13 protein-coding genes are annotated in these 14,964 nt (G+C 72.6%); 10 read left to right on the plus strand and 3 right to left on the minus strand.

Translation table 11 applies throughout. From position 1 onward, the window contains the following. Window positions 1-332 precede the first annotated feature (332 nt). Window positions 333-1,028 (plus strand): GntR family transcriptional regulator, encoded by a 696-nt coding sequence (locus AB0K60_RS36070; RefSeq protein ID WP_364065848.1) that lies wholly within the window; start codon window positions 333-335, stop codon window positions 1,026-1,028. 417 nt (window positions 1,029-1,445) lie between these two features. Here AB0K60_RS36070 and AB0K60_RS36075 read toward each other — a convergent pair whose 3' ends face one another. Then, entirely contained in the window at window positions 1,446-2,645 is a 1,200-nt protein-coding gene (locus AB0K60_RS36075) for a cytochrome P450 (RefSeq protein ID WP_364065851.1), read from the minus strand. Window positions 2,646-3,059: 414 nt separating this feature from the next. On the opposite strand from AB0K60_RS36075, the gene AB0K60_RS36080 reads away from it, so the two are divergent. The 9 genes from AB0K60_RS36080 (at window position 3,060) to AB0K60_RS36120 (ending at window position 13,290) form a co-directional block, all read left to right on the plus strand. Next, on the plus strand, window positions 3,060-3,692 hold the full coding sequence (locus AB0K60_RS36080) for an MBL fold metallo-hydrolase (RefSeq protein ID WP_364065881.1): 633 nt from the start codon (window positions 3,060-3,062) through the stop codon (window positions 3,690-3,692). A 673-nt stretch (window positions 3,693-4,365) separates the two neighbouring features. After that, window positions 4,366-5,394: a rod shape-determining protein gene (locus tag AB0K60_RS36085; RefSeq protein WP_364065854.1), complete on the plus strand. Its 1,029-nt coding sequence runs from the start codon at window positions 4,366-4,368 to the stop codon at window positions 5,392-5,394. A gap of 9 nt (window positions 5,395-5,403) precedes the next feature. Then, window positions 5,404-6,174, plus strand: a complete 771-nt coding sequence (gene mreC / locus AB0K60_RS36090) for a rod shape-determining protein MreC (protein ID WP_364065857.1) — start codon at window positions 5,404-5,406, stop codon at window positions 6,172-6,174. Window positions 6,175-6,431: 257 nt separating this feature from the next. Continuing rightward, window positions 6,432-7,100, plus strand: a complete 669-nt coding sequence (mreD, locus tag AB0K60_RS36095) for a rod shape-determining protein MreD (protein ID WP_364065860.1) — start codon at window positions 6,432-6,434, stop codon at window positions 7,098-7,100. After that, window positions 6,982-8,700: a penicillin-binding protein 2 gene (gene mrdA / locus AB0K60_RS36100; protein WP_364065883.1), complete on the plus strand. Its 1,719-nt coding sequence runs from the start codon at window positions 6,982-6,984 to the stop codon at window positions 8,698-8,700. Before mreD ends, mrdA begins: the two co-directional genes overlap by 119 nt. A gap of 59 nt (window positions 8,701-8,759) precedes the next feature. Continuing rightward, on the plus strand, window positions 8,760-8,903 hold the full coding sequence (locus tag AB0K60_RS36105; protein ID WP_364065863.1) for a hypothetical protein: 144 nt from the start codon (window positions 8,760-8,762) through the stop codon (window positions 8,901-8,903). A 59-nt stretch (window positions 8,904-8,962) separates the two neighbouring features. After that, window positions 8,963-10,147, plus strand: a complete 1,185-nt coding sequence (gene rodA / locus AB0K60_RS36110; protein ID WP_364065866.1) for a rod shape-determining protein RodA — start codon at window positions 8,963-8,965, stop codon at window positions 10,145-10,147. A 290-nt stretch (window positions 10,148-10,437) separates the two neighbouring features. Continuing rightward, window positions 10,438-12,645, plus strand: a complete 2,208-nt coding sequence (locus AB0K60_RS36115) for a DEAD/DEAH box helicase (protein WP_364065869.1) — start codon at window positions 10,438-10,440, stop codon at window positions 12,643-12,645. Between the two features lie 102 nt (window positions 12,646-12,747). Continuing rightward, window positions 12,748-13,290, plus strand: a complete 543-nt coding sequence (locus AB0K60_RS36120) for a DUF488 domain-containing protein (protein ID WP_364065872.1) — start codon at window positions 12,748-12,750, stop codon at window positions 13,288-13,290. A gap of 230 nt (window positions 13,291-13,520) precedes the next feature. On the opposite strand, the gene AB0K60_RS36125 is transcribed toward AB0K60_RS36120, so the two are convergent. Further along, window positions 13,521-14,510 (minus strand): pirin family protein, encoded by a 990-nt coding sequence (locus AB0K60_RS36125; RefSeq protein ID WP_364065875.1) that lies wholly within the window; start codon window positions 14,508-14,510, stop codon window positions 13,521-13,523. Window positions 14,511-14,636: 126 nt separating this feature from the next. Continuing rightward, window positions 14,637-14,816 carry a hypothetical protein gene (locus AB0K60_RS36130; RefSeq protein ID WP_364065878.1) on the minus strand — a complete coding sequence of 60 codons (180 nt, stop codon included), beginning with the start codon at window positions 14,814-14,816 and terminating at the stop codon, window positions 14,637-14,639. Window positions 14,817-14,964 lie beyond the last annotated feature (148 nt).

The raw sequence follows: 14,964 nt of genomic DNA on the forward strand, positions 1-14,964 counted from the left end.
GATGCTGCGGTGGGGCGGTGCGGCGTGCTGTCGTGGCGTGCCGATTCGTCTGTGTGGCGGCAACGGTAGGCCGGTGTCCGCGTTTCGGCCGAGCGGAATGCCGTACTCTGGAAGCCTTCGTTTGGGATAGTGGCTGGAATCCGGCCCGCGCGGGCTCGAGGCGACCGGCTCGCGGGGACGTGACGGCGGTCGTTCGACTTCTCGTCGGCTCGTTTTCCAGCGCTGCACCGGCGTTCCGCGCGCTGGCGGCCTCGTCCGCAGGACTGGGACGGCACGCGCGCAAATGTTAACAATATTGTGGTTGTCAACAGAATCTTTGGCATTATCCTCGGATGATCGACGGTCGCATCACAAGGACCAGGGCGGTGCTCATGGTGGAAGAGGGCGCTCTCGGGCGAGGAGCGCAGGGCAAGGCCATGGCGGTGGAGTACCTCCGCGCGGCGGTCCTGCGCGGGGACGTGGCCCCCGGGCAGCGACTGGTGGAGGCGGAACTCGTCGAGACGATCGGCGTCACGCGCGGCAGCGTGCGCGCGGCAATCGACGAACTCGTCGCGGAGGGCCTGCTTGAGCGCATCCACAACCGCGGCGCGCGGGTGCGCAGCATCACCCTGGAACAGGCCATCGAGATCCTCGAATGCCGCAGGGTCCTGGAAGGGCTGATCGCCGCCAAGGCCGCCGAGCGGATCGGCCCCTGGGACGTCACCCGCCTGCGCGAACTCGGCACCCAACTCGGCGACGCCGTACGGGACGGCGAGCTGATGAAGTACTCCAGCCTCAACCAGGAGCTGCACGCCATGCTGGCGGAGATCTCCGGGCAGACCACGGCCGCGGCCCTGATCGGCCGGCTCAACGCCCAGATCGTGCGCCACCAGTTCCAGCTCTCCCTGCGTCCCGGCCGCCCGCAGGTCTCGCTCCAGCAGCACCTGGCGATCATCGACGCGGTCGTGGCGGGCGAGCCGGCCGAGGCCGAGCGCGCCATGCACGCCCACCTCGCCAGCGTCATCGACACCCTGCGTGAGCTGACCTGACCCGTCCGGCCGAGCCTGCCTGAGCCCGCCCGTGGTTTTCCGTACGCCGTGGCCGCGGCGAGGAATCGCCTGATCTGGATCCTTGGGCGCAGACCCCCGGCTTTAGCCGTGCGCCGTGGGGAACCACGGCGTCCCTCGGGAGGTCCTCCCATACGCCGAGGCGGCCATCGGGCGGCGCACACGATCGGGATCCGGGGCTAAAGGCCCCCCGCGCCAAGGCGGCCACGTTCACATCAGCGGAAGGCGCCGCACCCCCGTCATCGTCGGACTCGGCAGGAACTCCACCGCCTCCCCCGGATCAACCCGCAGAGGATCGAACCGGTCGAGCAGAATGTTCAAGGCGACCCGTCCCTCAAACCTGGCCAAGGGGGCGCCACGCAGAAGCTGAAAGGCCCCCCCGCGCCAAGGCGGCCACGTTCACATCAGCGGAAGGCGCCGCACCCCCGTCATCGTCGGACTCGGCAGGAACTCCACCGCCTCCCCCGGATCAACCCGCAGAGGATCGAACCGGTCGAGCAGGATGTTCAAGGCGACCCGTCCCTCAAGCCGGGCCAGGGGGGCGCCCACGCAGAAGTGGATGCCACGGCCGAACGCGAGGTGCGGGTTGACGTCGCGGCCGGGATCGAAGCAGTCCGGGTTGGGGAACTGGCGCGGATCCCGGTTGGCGGCGGCGATCCAGACGAGGATCATCTGCTCCGGCGGTATCATCACGCCGCCCACCTCGGTCTCGCGGGTGGTGCGGCGGCCGAGCGCCGCGAACGGCGTGAGGAAGCGCAGGGACTCCTCGATGACGGCCGGGATCAGGGTGCGGTCGGCTCGCGCCTTGTCCTGCTGCTCCGGGAGGGCGCTCAGGCACAGCACGGTGTTGCCCAGCAGCATCGTCGTGGTGACGTGCCCGGCGAGCAGGAGGATGATCGCGAAGTTGACCACCTGGTCGTCGGGCAGCCGCTCGCCGTCCACCTCGGCCTCGACGAGCCTGGTGAGCAGGTCCGCGCGGGGTCGCCGCCTGCGTTCCGCGGCATGACCGCAGAGGTAGTCGGACATTTCCCGCCATGCCCTCGTGCTCTCCCGGGCGTACGAGATCTGCTTCTCGGTGGGCTCGGCGAGCGAGACCCTGGTGTCCCGATGGAAGAACGCGTCGGCCCACCGCTTGAACAGCGCGCGATCGCCGACGGGCACCCCCAGCAGCTCGGCGATGACGGTGACCGGAAGGGGATAGGCCAGGTCGGCCACGAGCTCCAACCGGCTGCGATCCCGCGCCGCGTCGAGCAGCTCGCGGGTGAGGGCGGCGATCCTCGGCTCCAGGTCGGCGACGACCGTGCGGGTGAAGGCGCTGCTGATCAGCTTGCGCTGTTTGCCGTGCTCCGGCGGGTCGAGCTGGGTGATGAAGCCCGCCGTCGAAAGCTCCTCCTCGCCCGGCATAAGCTCCTTCGGGAACAAATGCAAGGTCTCGGAGGAGAACGTCGCCGGGTCGGCCAGGATCTCGTGTGTCTCCGGGTAGCCGTACACGTTCCAGACCCTTGTGTCGCCGTCGTACCGGACCGGCGGAACCGGGCACGGCCTGTGCAGCCAGAACAGCTTCTCGGGCGGGTGGTACCTGTCGAGGATGTCGGCCATCGCCCTCCCCCTTCGATCCCGGACCGTCGGGCGGGGGAGTTTCACAGACGCCCCCGTGACCTCCCCCAAGCGACCAACGGCCTGTACACGGTTGGTCTTCCGATACCCGCGGGCGGCACATGCCAGAGTCGCCGGACGGGCAGGAGTTCCCGCGAATCGCGCGCCGCCCGTCAAGGTTCCACCCGCCGCGCCCGATACCCGTGCCAAGGCGGTCGCCGCGCGACGACCCCGGAGGCGGCACCGAGATCACAACTCTTGGTACGGTGACCGCATGCCCAGCCACGACCGCCCGACGCCGACCCGCCCCGGCCGGCGGGGCCGTCCTGACCTGCGATTCCACGCCACCGTGACGATCCTCGTCGAGGATGCCGGGCGAGAGCGCCGCGGCGCCGTACCAGGAAAGGCAGTGATTATCTGATGGCCGCCCGAATCGATCACGTGATCACCTCTGGCACGTTCTCGCTGGACGGCGGCACGTGGGACGTGGACAACAACGTGTGGATCCTCGGCGACGACAGCGAGGCGATCGTCGTCGACGCCGCGCACGACGCCGCCGCCGTCGCCAAGGCGGTGGGCGACCGCACGCTGCGGGCGATCGTGTGCACACACGCGCACAACGACCACATCAACGCGGCGCCGGCCCTGGCCGAGCTCACCGGCGCGCCGATCCTCCTCCACCCCGACGACCTCCCCCTGTGGCGCCAGACCCACGCCGAGCGCCTCCCCGACGCCGAACTGTCGGACGGCCAGGTCATCGAGATCGCGGGCACCGCGCTGACGGTGCTGCACACCCCCGGCCACGCCCCCGGAGCCGTGTGCCTGTACGCCCCCGATCTCACCACCGTCCTCACCGGGGACACACTCTTCTCCGGCGGCCCCGGCGCGACCGGCCGCTCCTTCTCCGACTTCCCCACGATCATCCGCTCCATCCGGGAGCGCCTGCTCGTCCTCCCACCCGACACCGTCGTACGCACCGGGCACGGCGACTCCACCACGATCGGTACCGAGGCCCCACACCTGGAGGAGTGGATCGCCCGCGGCCACTGACCCCAACCGACCCACGCCCACCGACCCCCACCCGCCCAACGCCACGGCCTCCCCCAACGGCACCGGACACGCCACCAACCCGTACGAGGACGAAAGCCACGGGCCACCCCACACCAGGACAAGTGCACCGCCCACACCCACCGACCCCCACCCACGCCACGGCCTCCCCGAAAGATGCCGGACACGCCATGCTCTGGGCGCGGGGAACGAGCTCAGCGGGCCGTCCTGCAGGGTTGTTTCCTCTCGATACCGGCGGCGGTTTCCCCCCGAGGCGGCGGTCCTCCGGCTCCGGCATCGCGCTCCGAGTCGTCACCGCACCACGACGACGCGTGCGGTGCCCGCAGCGACCCAAATGCCCATGACCTGCGGATTTGCCCGGCTCGGGGGGCTGATGTTAATTACTGATTAGCACTCCTTTTCGCTAAGTGCTAATCCACACGGTTAGGCCATCGCCGCGGGGCACGGGAGGCGACGGCGGTGGTCACGGCGAGGAGGTGGTCGTGGTCGCCGGTCGTGGTCGCCGGGCTCTGAGGTCGCCCTGTCCGCCCGCGCGGCGACGGATCCGTGCAGGCCTGATGATGCGATAGCCGCAGGCGGCCGTTCCGGGCTCGTCGGCGGAACCCGGGACGCCCTGCGTTCCGACACGTCGCTCATTTCCGGGGGAGCTGAGATCATGCGGTCAATGCTGGGTTTCCTCGGCCGTGACATGGCGGTTGACCTTGGCACGGCCAATACGCTCGTGTACGTCCGCGACCGCGGCATCGTGCTGGACGAGCCGTCGGTGGTGGCGCTCAACACCAGAACGGGGAAGATCGTCGCGGTGGGGGCCGAGGCGAAACAGATGATCGGCCGCACTCCCGGCCACATCGTCGCCATCCGCCCGCTCGCCGACGGCGTCATCACCGACCTCGAGGTGGCCGAGCAGATGCTCCGGTACTTCATCAGGAAGGTGCATCGCCGCCCCCTCACCCAGCCCCGGCTGATCATCGCCGTGCCCAGCGGCATCACCGGTGTCGAGCAGCGCGCGGTCAAGGAGGCCGGCTACCAGGCCGGGGCCCGCCGCGTCTACATCATGGAGGAGCCGATGGCGGCGGCGATCGGCGCGGGGCTGCCGGTCCAGGAGGCCAGCGGCAGCATGGTGGTCGACATCGGCGGCGGCACCACCGAGGTCGCGGTGATCTCGCTGGGCGGCATCGTGACCTCGCAGTCGGTCCGGGTCGGCGGCGACGAGCTCGATCAGGCGATCATCGCGCACGTCAAGAAGGAGCACTCGCTGCTGCTCGGCACCCGCACCGCCGAAGAGATCAAGATCGCGATCGGCACGGCGTGCGCGCCCGCGGTGGAACGCCGCCTGCCGATCAGAGGCCGCGACCTGATCACCGGGCTCCCCCGGACGGTCGAGATCACCGACCGCGAGGTGTACGAGGCGATCGACGAGCCGCTGCACACGATCGTCGACTCGGTGCAGGCGACGCTCGACGAGTGCCCGCCCGAGCTCGCCGGCGACCTGGCCACCAGCGGCATCGTGGTCACCGGCGGCGGCGCCCTGCTCGACGGGCTCGACCACAGGCTCGCCGAGGCGACCGGGATGCCCGTCAAGGTCGCCGACAACCCGCTGCTGTCGGTGGCGCTCGGCTCCGGCCGGTGCGTGGAGGAGTTCGACCGCCTCCAGGGCGTCCTCGTCCCCGAGCCTCGCCGCTAGGGGGCGGCGATGCGCCTCACCCGACGCCATCGCCTCGTCCTGGCCGCGGTGGCGGCCCTCGCGGCCGCCCTGATCACCTTCGACGTGCGCGGCGACGCCTCCGCGCTGCGGCAGTGGGCCGCCTCCGTCGCCGGGCCGGTGCAGCGCCTGGTCGTCGCCGCCCGGGATTCCGCCCCCGATGAGCGGCGGGTACGGCTCGCCGCCACCGGCTGGGCCGGTTCCGCCGCCGCCGACCGCGACCGCCAGGCCGAGGCGGTGACCGCCGCCGCCCGGCACGCCCGCTCCCCCGTGGTGACCGCCCAGGTGATCGCGTACGGCACGCACGGCGACACGGTCGCCGTCGACGTGGGCACCCGCGACGGCGTACGCGCCGGTCAGATGGTGCTCAACGCCGACGGCCTCGTCGGCATGGTCGTCGAGTCCGGTCACTCGGTCGCCACCGTACGACTCGCCGCCGACCCAGCCGCAGGCGTGGGCGTGCGCGTGTCCGGCTCCCGCGAGATCGGCGTCGTCACCGGGCGCGGCGTACGCGACGGCCTGCTCCGCCTGCGCCTGCTCGCCGGCGACGCCACGCTGCGGATCGGGGCGCGGGTGGAGACCCTCGGCTCGGCGAAGGGCGGGCCGTACCTGCCCGGCGTCCCCGTCGGCACGGTCGCCCGCCTCGAACGCGAAACGGACCCCCTGGTCACGACCGCCCTGGTACGACCCGCGGTCCGCTTCACCACCCTCGACGTAGTCGGCGTCGTCACGTCATCCGACGGTGATCGTCATGCGAGGTGACCCCGCCACCGCACGCACGATGCGGCCCGACGCGACCGCGTCGATGCGGCCCTCACCGATCGCGGCGCAGGCCGCGCCCGGCCGTCCGGCCGACGCGCCCTGCCCACGGTCCCGCCGCCCAGCACCACCACGACCGGTCGATCGCGGCTCCCCCACGGAGGCGGCCATACGGACCAGCCCGGCGATCACCACACCGACGGCATCGCCACCCCACACGACCGCGACCGGCCCCCCGCCGCTCAACCACGGAGGCGGCCATGCGGATTAGCCCGGCGATCGTCGCGCTGACGGTGCCGTTGCTCCAGGTGAGCGTGGTGGAACGGCTCCCGCTGCCCGGCGGGGCGGCCCCTGATCTGGTGCTCGCGGCGGTGGTGCTGATCGCGGTCGCGCGGGGCGCGGTGGCCGGGACGCTCGCCGGGTTCGCCGCGGGACTCGCCGCCGATCTGCCGCCGCCCGCCGACAGCGTGGCGGGGCGGTCGGCGCTCGTGCTGTGCCTGGTCGGTCATCTGTGCGGGGCGGTGCGGCGGCCACCCGCGCCCGCCGTCATCGCGGGCGGCGTCGTCGTCGGCGCGGCGGCGTTCACCGCGCTCGATGTCCTGCTGCGGGATCCACGTGCGGCGGCCGAGGCGTCCGAGCTGCCGTACGCGGTGCCCTGCACGATGGCCGCCGCCCTGTTCGCCTGGTTCGCCCTCGACTTCATACGGCTCCGCGTCAGGCGCCTGCGCGTGGGCCCGGCGGCTCGGAGGACCGTCGATGCGCTCCCGGATCGTCTTGGTGCACGTGCTGGTGACCTGTCTGTTCTGCGTGCTGCTCGGCCGCCTCTGGCAGGTGCAGGTGGTCGACGGGGATCGCTACGCCCGCGCCGCCTCGGCGGATCACGTGCGCCACGTGGTCGTCCCGGCCGTACGCGGGCGTATCGTCGATGACCACGGCAGGCCGCTGGTGCGCAATCGCACGGCGATGACCGTCTCGGTCGACCGTACCGTGCTGGACCGGCTGCCGGACGGCGGCCGTCAGACGCTGCGGCGGCTGGCGGCGCTGCTCGGCGTGAGCCGCCGCGAGATCGAGGAGCGGATCCGGCCGTGTGACGCCAAGACGCGCGAGGACTGCTGGGCGGGCTCGCCGTACCAGCCGATCCCGGTGGCCGAGGCGGTCGACGAGCGGATCGCGATGCGGATCGTGGAGCGTCCGGAGCGGTTCCCAGGGGTGGTGACCGAGTTGCGGCCGGTGCGGGACTACCCGCAGGGCGAGCTGGCCGCGCACGTCCTCGGCTATCTGGCTCCGGACGGCCGCTCCGGCGGGACCGGCACCGTGGGACGGGACGGGCTGGAGGCGGTGTACGAGGCCGAACTGCGGGGCACGCCCGGGGTCCGGGAGCTCGTGGTGGACAGCGCCGGGCGGGTGACGCGCACGCTGCGCGAACGCCCGGCCGTTCCCGGCGCGACGCTCGTCACCAGCATCGACGGCCGTGTGCAGCGTGCCGCGGAGCGGGCGCTCGCCAAGGCCGTGACGCGGGCGCGGAAGAACGGCAGGCCCGCGGACTCGGCCGCCGCCGTGGTGCTCGAAGCGCGCACCGGCCGCGTCATCGCCCTCGCCGACCTGCCGACCTACGACCCGTCGGTGTGGGTCGGCGGCATCGATCCGAAGGACTACGCGCGGCTCACGAGCGACCGGCAGGGCGGCCCGCTGCTGTCGCGGGCGATCCAGGGGCAGTGGGCCCCCGGCTCCACCTGGAAGGTCACCTCGCTCGCCGCGGCGGTGCGCGAGGGTCATCCGGTCACGGGGACGTACGAATGCCCGGGGCACTACCGCGTCGGCGACCGCGACTTCCGCAACTACCAGGGCGTCGGCTACGGGCGGATCGACCTGCGGCGGGCGCTGGAGGTGTCCTGCGACACGATCTTCTACCGGTTCGCGTACGAGATGTGGCGCGAGCATCCGCGCGAGCACCCGATGGCGCGCATGGCCCGCGCCTTCGGCTTCGGCGTCAAGACCGGAATCGACCTGCCCGGCGAGGCGTCAGGGAACGTGCCGTGCGGAAACTGGGCGTGGCCCGGCGACGCGGCCAACTTCTCCATCGGCCAGGGCCAGGTGCTGGTCACCCCGCTGCAACTGGCCCGCGCGTACGCGGCGCTCGCCAACGGCGGCACGGTGTTCAGCCCGAGGGTCGCCAAGCGGATCGTCGCCGCGGACGGCCGCGTCGTGCGCGAGGTGACCCCGCCGGTCGTCGGCCACCTGCCGATCGGCCGCAAGGCCCTCGCCTACATCCGCCGCGGCCTGACCGACGTCACCAAATCCGGCACGGCCGCCGCCGCCTTCGCGGGCTATCCGCTGGACAAGCGGCCCATCGCCGGCAAGACCGGCACTGCCGAGGTGTACGGCAAGCAGGACACGTCATGGTTCGCCTCGTTCGACCGGCGGCACGTGGTCGTCGTCATGGTCGCGCAGGGCGGCAACGGCGGCGAGACGGCGGCCCCGGCCGCCCGGGACATCTGGTCCACGATCCACCGCCTGAAGCACCGATGAGATGGCCACGCGCTTCCCACCATCGCATCCACCCACCCGCAACCGCACCGTTCGCGGCCATGAGCATCTCGTCCACCACCCACCGCCTGGAGCAGGCCGACGAGGTGGCCGCGCGCCCTCGACCGGCGCATCCGCCTGCCCGCCTCCGACCAGTACGCGCCATGAGCATCTCGCCCACGACCCACCGCCTGGAGCACCGATGAGATGGCCACGCGCTTCCCACCATCGCATCCACCCACCCGCAACCGCACCGTTCGCGGCCATGAGCATCTCGTCCACCACCCACCGCCTGGAGCGGGCGACGAAGTGGCTGCGCGTTCTCGACTGGCGCGTCTGCCTGCCCGCGTCCGCGCTGTGCGTGGCCGGGGTGGTGCTCGTCTGGTCCTCGACGCGGGCGGCCGTCGAGGACACCGGGGCGTACCTGACCCGCCAGATCGCCTACGGCCTGGCGGGCCTGGCCGCGATGGTCGCCCTCGCGCACGTCGGCCGCTGGTCGCTGCGGGCCTGGAGCGTGCCCGCCTACCTGGTCGGATGCCTGGGCCTCGCCGCCGTGCTGACGCCGCTCGGCGTCACCGTCAACGGCTCGCGGTCCTGGCTCGGCGTGGCCGGGCTGCAGTTCCAGCCGTCGGAGCCGGCCAAGCTCGCGCTCGTGCTCGCCCTGGCGTCCGTGCTCGGCACCGCGTCGGACGAGCCGCCGGGGCGGCCCGGCCACGCCGCCGCCAGGCTACCTGCGGCCCTGGGCGTGGCCGCCGTCCCCCTCGGGCTCGTCATGCTCCAGCCGGACCTGGGCACCGGGCTCATCATGATCGCGATCACCGCGGGCATGCTGCTCGTCGCCGGGACGCCGTGGCGGTGGCTCGCCCTGCTCGCGGGCGGGGCGATCGGCGCGGCGGGCCTGGCGTGGTGGCTCGGCCTGCTCAAGCCGCATCAGGTGCAGCGGCTGCTCGTCTTCGCCCACCCGTCGGCCGATCCGCAGGGGGTCGGGTACAACGCGCTGCAGGCGCTGGAGACGGTGGGGTCGGGCGGGCTGCTCGGGCGCGGGCTGTTTCGCGGCGACCAGACCGGCGGGCACTTCGTGCCCGAGCAGCACACCGACTTCATCTTCACGGTGGCGGGCGAGGAGCTCGGCTTCGTCGGGGCCGCGTTTCTGCTGGTGCTGCTGTGGTGTGTGCTGTGGCGCGGGCTGCGGATCGCGGCGCTGGCGGCCTCGCCGTACGAGCGGCTGGTGGCGGGGGGCATCGTGTGCTGGCTCGCCGTTCAGTCTGCGGTCAATGTCGGCATGGTGCTCGGCCTCGCCCCGATCGTCGGCGTCCCGCTGCCGCTGTTGTCGTACGGCGGCTCGTCCACCCTGACCTGCCTGGCCGCGGCGGGCATCCTGATGTCGGTGCGCGGCGACCGGCGGGACGTCATGCCCGGGCGGGTCGATCGACTGAGGGCCCTGTCCTGAGATGATCGCCCGCCCCGGCCCTCGGATCGCCGATGGGCCTGGAACGGGCACCTTCGCGAATCCGGGGCCGGTGAAGCCGCCGAAGTTCGCCGCGCGGGCCCCTAACTCACCGCTCACGGTGCATCATGTGGTGTCGAAGGCGGCCTCCGGCCCGGGTGTGCGGGGTGATCGGACGGGCGCGGCGCCGGAGTAGGTGAGTCGCTCCCTCCGGCCCGGGTGCGCGGGGTGATCGGGCTCGCTCCCGTGCCGCCCGTCATCCCCCGCCGGTACGAGCGGAGCAGGGGCGTGAGGTGAGGGTGGCCGCCATCGACGACGACGAAGACGTGAGACCTCCGGACGTCCGGCGGGTCAGGACCGCGCTTCACGAGGCGGCGAAACTCCGCAAGGCCGCGCGGACGCTTCTGGCGGACGACGAACGGGCACGCGCCGAGGTCGAGCGGGCGCTGGCGGAGGCGCGGGCCGTGTCGGCGCGGCGCGATCTGGGCGAGATGCCGATTTCCCGGCTCAGGGACGTCACCGACGGCCGGTTGCTGCTCGGCCCCCTCGAACAGGCCGGCTTCACGACCGTGCTGGACGTCCTGGGCCGGTCACCGTACACGCTTGAGCTCGTCCCCGGTTTGGGCGCCCGGTCGGCGCGTCAGGTGTACGCCGCCGCCAAGCAGATCGAACGCGCGGTCGCCGAGGCGGGCGCCGTCCGCATCGACGTCGACGAGCACGACCCCGCGACCACCGCGCTGCTCATCGCGTTGAAGCGGCTGGTGAACGCCGGACCCGATCTTCCCCGCGCGCTCACCCTGGCCACCGCGATCCAGGATCGCCTGCCCGCCCTGACGGCCGCCGCGCGTCCGGCGCGAAGCCGCCTGCGGATGCTGTTGGCGGGGCGGGAGGGACGCCGCCGGGCGAGGGAGGCGGCCCTGGAGATCGAACGGCTGCTGGCCGAGGCGAACGCGGCGGAGGCCCCGCTGCTGATGGCGCAGGCCACCGTGGATCTGCTCCGCCCGGTGGACGACGAGCTTGAGGCGTGGGCCGATTTCGCGGTGCAGGCCCCCGAGTACCACGAACTGCTCGCCGAGGTCGCGGGCCTGCGGGCCGACGAGGCCGCCGCCGAGGGCTTCCTCCCCGAGGAGATCGCCTCGGCGGTCAAGGAGCACCCGCTCGACGACAGGCATCTGCGGGTCAGGCTGCGCGGATACCAGTCGTTCGGGGCCCGCTTCGCCCTCGTCCAGCGCAAGGTGATCCTCGGGGACGAGATGGGTCTCGGCAAGACGATCACCGCGATCGCGGCCCTGGCCCATCTCAAGGCGGAGGGCCGTACCCACTTCCTCGTCGCGTGCCCGGCCAGCGTACTGATCAACTGGCTGCGGGAGGTCGAGCGGAGGAGCACCTTGCGGGCCTATCCGCTGCACGGGCCGGACCGCGCCGACGCGTTCGCGGACTGGATCCGCGACGGCGGCGTCGCCGTCACCACCTTCGCCATGCTGCACCGGCTCGGCCATCCGGGCGAGATCGCCCTCGGGCTGCTTGTCGTGGACGAGGCGCACTACGTGAAGAACCCCGGCGCGAAGCGTTCCCAGGCGGTGGCCCGCTGGATCGCCCACGCCGAGCGCGTGCTGTTCCTGTCCGGCACGCCGATGGAGAACCGCGTCGAGGAGTTCCGCAGTCTCGTACGCCACCTGCGTCCCGACCTCGCCTCGACGATCAGCGTGGCCGACGGGGTCGCGGGCGCGGCCGCGTTCCGCAGGGCGGTCGCGCCGGTGTACCTGCGCCGCAACCGGCAGGACGTGCTCACCGAGCTGCCCGATCTGGTCCGCGTGGACGAGTGGGAGGAGTTCGGCCAGGCCGACCTGGAGGCCTACCGGAAGGCGGTCGCCGCGGGGAACTTCATGGCGATGCGCCGCGCCGCGTACGCCGTGCCCGCCCGGTCGGCCAAGCTGCGCAGGCTCGCCGAGCTCGTCGAGAAGGCCGCGGACAACGGCCTGAAGGTCATCGTCTTCTCGTTCTTCCGGGACGTGCTGGCGGCCGTCGGCGACGCCCTCGGTCCCCGCGTGCTCGGCCCGATCTCCGGCGAGTTGTCCGTCGTGCGGCGCCAGCAGCTTGTCGACGAGTTCTCCGCCGCCTCCGGTCACGCCGTGCTGCTCGCCCAGATCGAGGCCGGCGGCGTCGGGCTGAACCTGCACGCCGCATCCGTGGTGATCTTCTGCGAGCCGCAGGTCACCCCGGCCATGGAGAGCCAGGCCATCGCACGCGCCCACCGGATGGGACAGGTGCGCAAGGTCCAGGTCCATCGCCTGCTGACCCCGGACAGCGTCGACGAGCGCATGCTCGAGATCCTGAGCAGGAAGACGACGCTGTTCGACGCGTACGCGCGCCGCAGCGAACTGGCCGAGGCCGCCCCCGAGGCGATCGACATCTCCGAGCAGGCCCTCGCCCGCACGATCGTGGAGGCCGAACGGCGGCGCCTGACCGGCCCCGCCCCCGAGACGATCGCCGCTCCGTGAGGCCGGGTGCGCATGCGGATTTCGACGGCCGGGAGGTCGCGTCGGCGCGGCATCCCGGGTCGGGCGTCGGGCGTACGGCCAGGAGGCGTACGGTCGGGAAGGGTGGAGGTCTTCACCGTGGGGCACGGCGCCCGGCCGATCGAGGCGTTTCTGGCGGTTCTGCGCGAGGCGCGGGTGTCGACGCTGGTCGACGTGCGCAGATTCCCCGGGTCACGGCGGCATCCGCAGTTCGGGCGGGAGGCGCTCGCCGACGCCCTCGCCGGGGCCGGCATCGGGTACGAGTGGGCCGGGGAGGCGCTCGGCGGTCGTCGTTCCCGGCGTCCCGATTCCCGGCACACCGCGCTGCGCCACGGCGCGTTCTCCGGGTACGCCGATCACATGGACACGCCGGGGTTCCGTGCGGCGGCGAGCGAGCTGGCGGAGCGCGCCCGCGTCGAACGCCTCGCCGTGATGTGCGCCGAGACGCTCTGGTGGCGCTGCCACCGCATGTTGATCGCCGACGCGCTCGCGATGCGCGGCGCGACGGTGACGCACCTGCTCGACGTGGGGCGGCGGGAGCCGTACCGGCCGCATCCCACGGTCCGCCGGGGAGCCGACGGGTGGCCAGTGTACGACGTCCCCGACACCCTCCCCGGCCTCGGCTGACGCGCGGACGGAATGTCGGGATCCGCCCTGCTTCTCCGCTCTTGAGCCTGGTTCGCGGCTGCTTCGGCCGCATGTCCCGGCCGCGACAGCCGCCGCTCCTCGCGGCGCGACCACGCCGGATTCAGGTTCACGCCCCTCCCCCGCCTTTGGCGATCCGTTCGAGGCGGAGCAGGGGCCGCCGATACCGAGTACGGCGTGGCCGACTCACCGGCGCGCGGCAGCCCTCCTGATCAGCCGTCCGCCGGCAGGTCGCCGTGGGCGTGCGGCAGGCGCTCGGCGGGGATGACGCCCAGGCGGCCCGCCCGGTAGTCCTCCATCGCCTGGATGATCTCGGCCTTGGTGTTCATCACGAACGGGCCGTAGTGCACCACCGGCTCGCGGATCGGACGGCCGCCGAGCAGCAGCACCTCCAGGTTGGGCTCGGCGCTGGGCTGCGCCGTATCGGCGTTGAGGGTGAGCACGTCGCCGGGGCCGAAGACGGCGAGCTGCCCCTTGTGGATCGGCCGCCGCTCGTCGCCGACGCCGCCGTTTCCCGCGAGGATGTACGCGAGGGCGTTGTAGCCGGGGTTCCACGGCAGCCGCAGCCGGGCGCCGGGGCTCAGCGTGGCGTGGACGAGCGTGATCGGGGTGAACGTGGAGCCGGGCCCGGTGTGCCCGTCCACCTCGCCGGCGATCACCCGCAGCAGCGTCCCGCCGTCGTCGGAGGACAGCAGGGTGGCCTGCTTGCCGCGGATGTCCTGGTAGCGGGGCGGGGCGAACTTGTTGGCGCGCGGCAGGTTGACCCAGAGCTGGATGCCGTGGAAGAGCCCGCCGGAGGCCACCAGGTGCTCCGGGGGCCTTTCGATGTGCAGGATTCCCCCGCCGGCGGTCATCCACTGCGTGTCGCCGTTGGTGATCACGCCGCCGCCGCCGTTGGAGTCCTGGTGCTCGAAGATGCCGTCGATCATGTACGTGACGGTCTCGAAGCCGCGGTGCGGGTGCCAGGGCGTGCCCTTGGGCTCGCCCGGGGCGTACTCGACCTCGCCCATCTGGTCCATGTGGATGAAGGGATCCAGCGCGGACGCGGATACTCCGGCGAAGGCCCGGCGGACCGGGAACCCCTCCCCCTCGACACCCGTGGGCGCCGTGGTCACCGACCGCACCGGCCGTTCGGCGGCGTGCTCCGGGTCGGGGACGGCGACGCGTGGCAGGGTCAGCGTGTCAGCGGTGACGGCCGGCATGAGTCCTCCTCTGTAGTTGAAGGATCAACTGTCTCAAGGAACATCCAGAGGGCCGGTGGCATTCCCCGGGAACCTCGGTCGGCGCAACCGCGTCCCCGCCGAGCGCCCGCCACATGCCGCCTCACTTCACCGCCTCGCGCTCCGGTTCGTCCGGGTCGGGCCGGTCGCGCCGACCAGGTCGCCGCGGCTGGTCTCCGCCAGGGCGAGCGTGCAGCCGACGGTGAGCAGACAGAACGCGGCGATGACCGCCGAGATGGCGAGGGTGCCGCCGCCTCCCGTCGCCGCCTGCACCTGGGCGAAGATCACCGGGGCGAGACCGGCGCCGAGACCGGCGATCTGTTGACGCGCTCCCCGGCCTGAGGGCCGGGGTTCAGCCTGTGCCGCGCGTGCGGCACTTCTGTGGCTTCCTGTTTCACCGGGTCCTGCCCTCCGCTAGGCGGCGGGTCTTACGGTC

The organism is Thermopolyspora sp. NPDC052614, assembly GCF_040678635.1.
GTDB lineage: Bacteria > Actinomycetota > Actinomycetes > Streptosporangiales > Streptosporangiaceae > Thermopolyspora.

Excerpts from the sequence above, each read along its gene's own strand:
- AB0K60_RS36070 (WP_364065848.1), top strand. The coding sequence starts at position 333 with ATGATCGACGGTCGCATCACAAGGACCAGGGCGGTGCTCATGGTGGAA.
- AB0K60_RS36075 (WP_364065851.1), bottom strand. The coding sequence starts at position 2,645 with ATGGCCGACATCCTCGACAGGTACCACCCGCCCGAGAAGCTGTTCTGG.
- AB0K60_RS36085 (WP_364065854.1), top strand. The coding sequence starts at position 4,366 with ATGCGGTCAATGCTGGGTTTCCTCGGCCGTGACATGGCGGTTGACCTT.
- mreC (WP_364065857.1), top strand. The coding sequence starts at position 5,404 with ATGCGCCTCACCCGACGCCATCGCCTCGTCCTGGCCGCGGTGGCGGCC.
- mreD (WP_364065860.1), top strand. The coding sequence starts at position 6,432 with ATGCGGATTAGCCCGGCGATCGTCGCGCTGACGGTGCCGTTGCTCCAG.
- AB0K60_RS36105 (WP_364065863.1), top strand. The coding sequence starts at position 8,760 with ATGAGCATCTCGTCCACCACCCACCGCCTGGAGCAGGCCGACGAGGTG.
- rodA (WP_364065866.1), top strand. The coding sequence starts at position 8,963 with ATGAGCATCTCGTCCACCACCCACCGCCTGGAGCGGGCGACGAAGTGG.
- AB0K60_RS36125 (WP_364065875.1), bottom strand. The coding sequence starts at position 14,510 with ATGCCGGCCGTCACCGCTGACACGCTGACCCTGCCACGCGTCGCCGTC.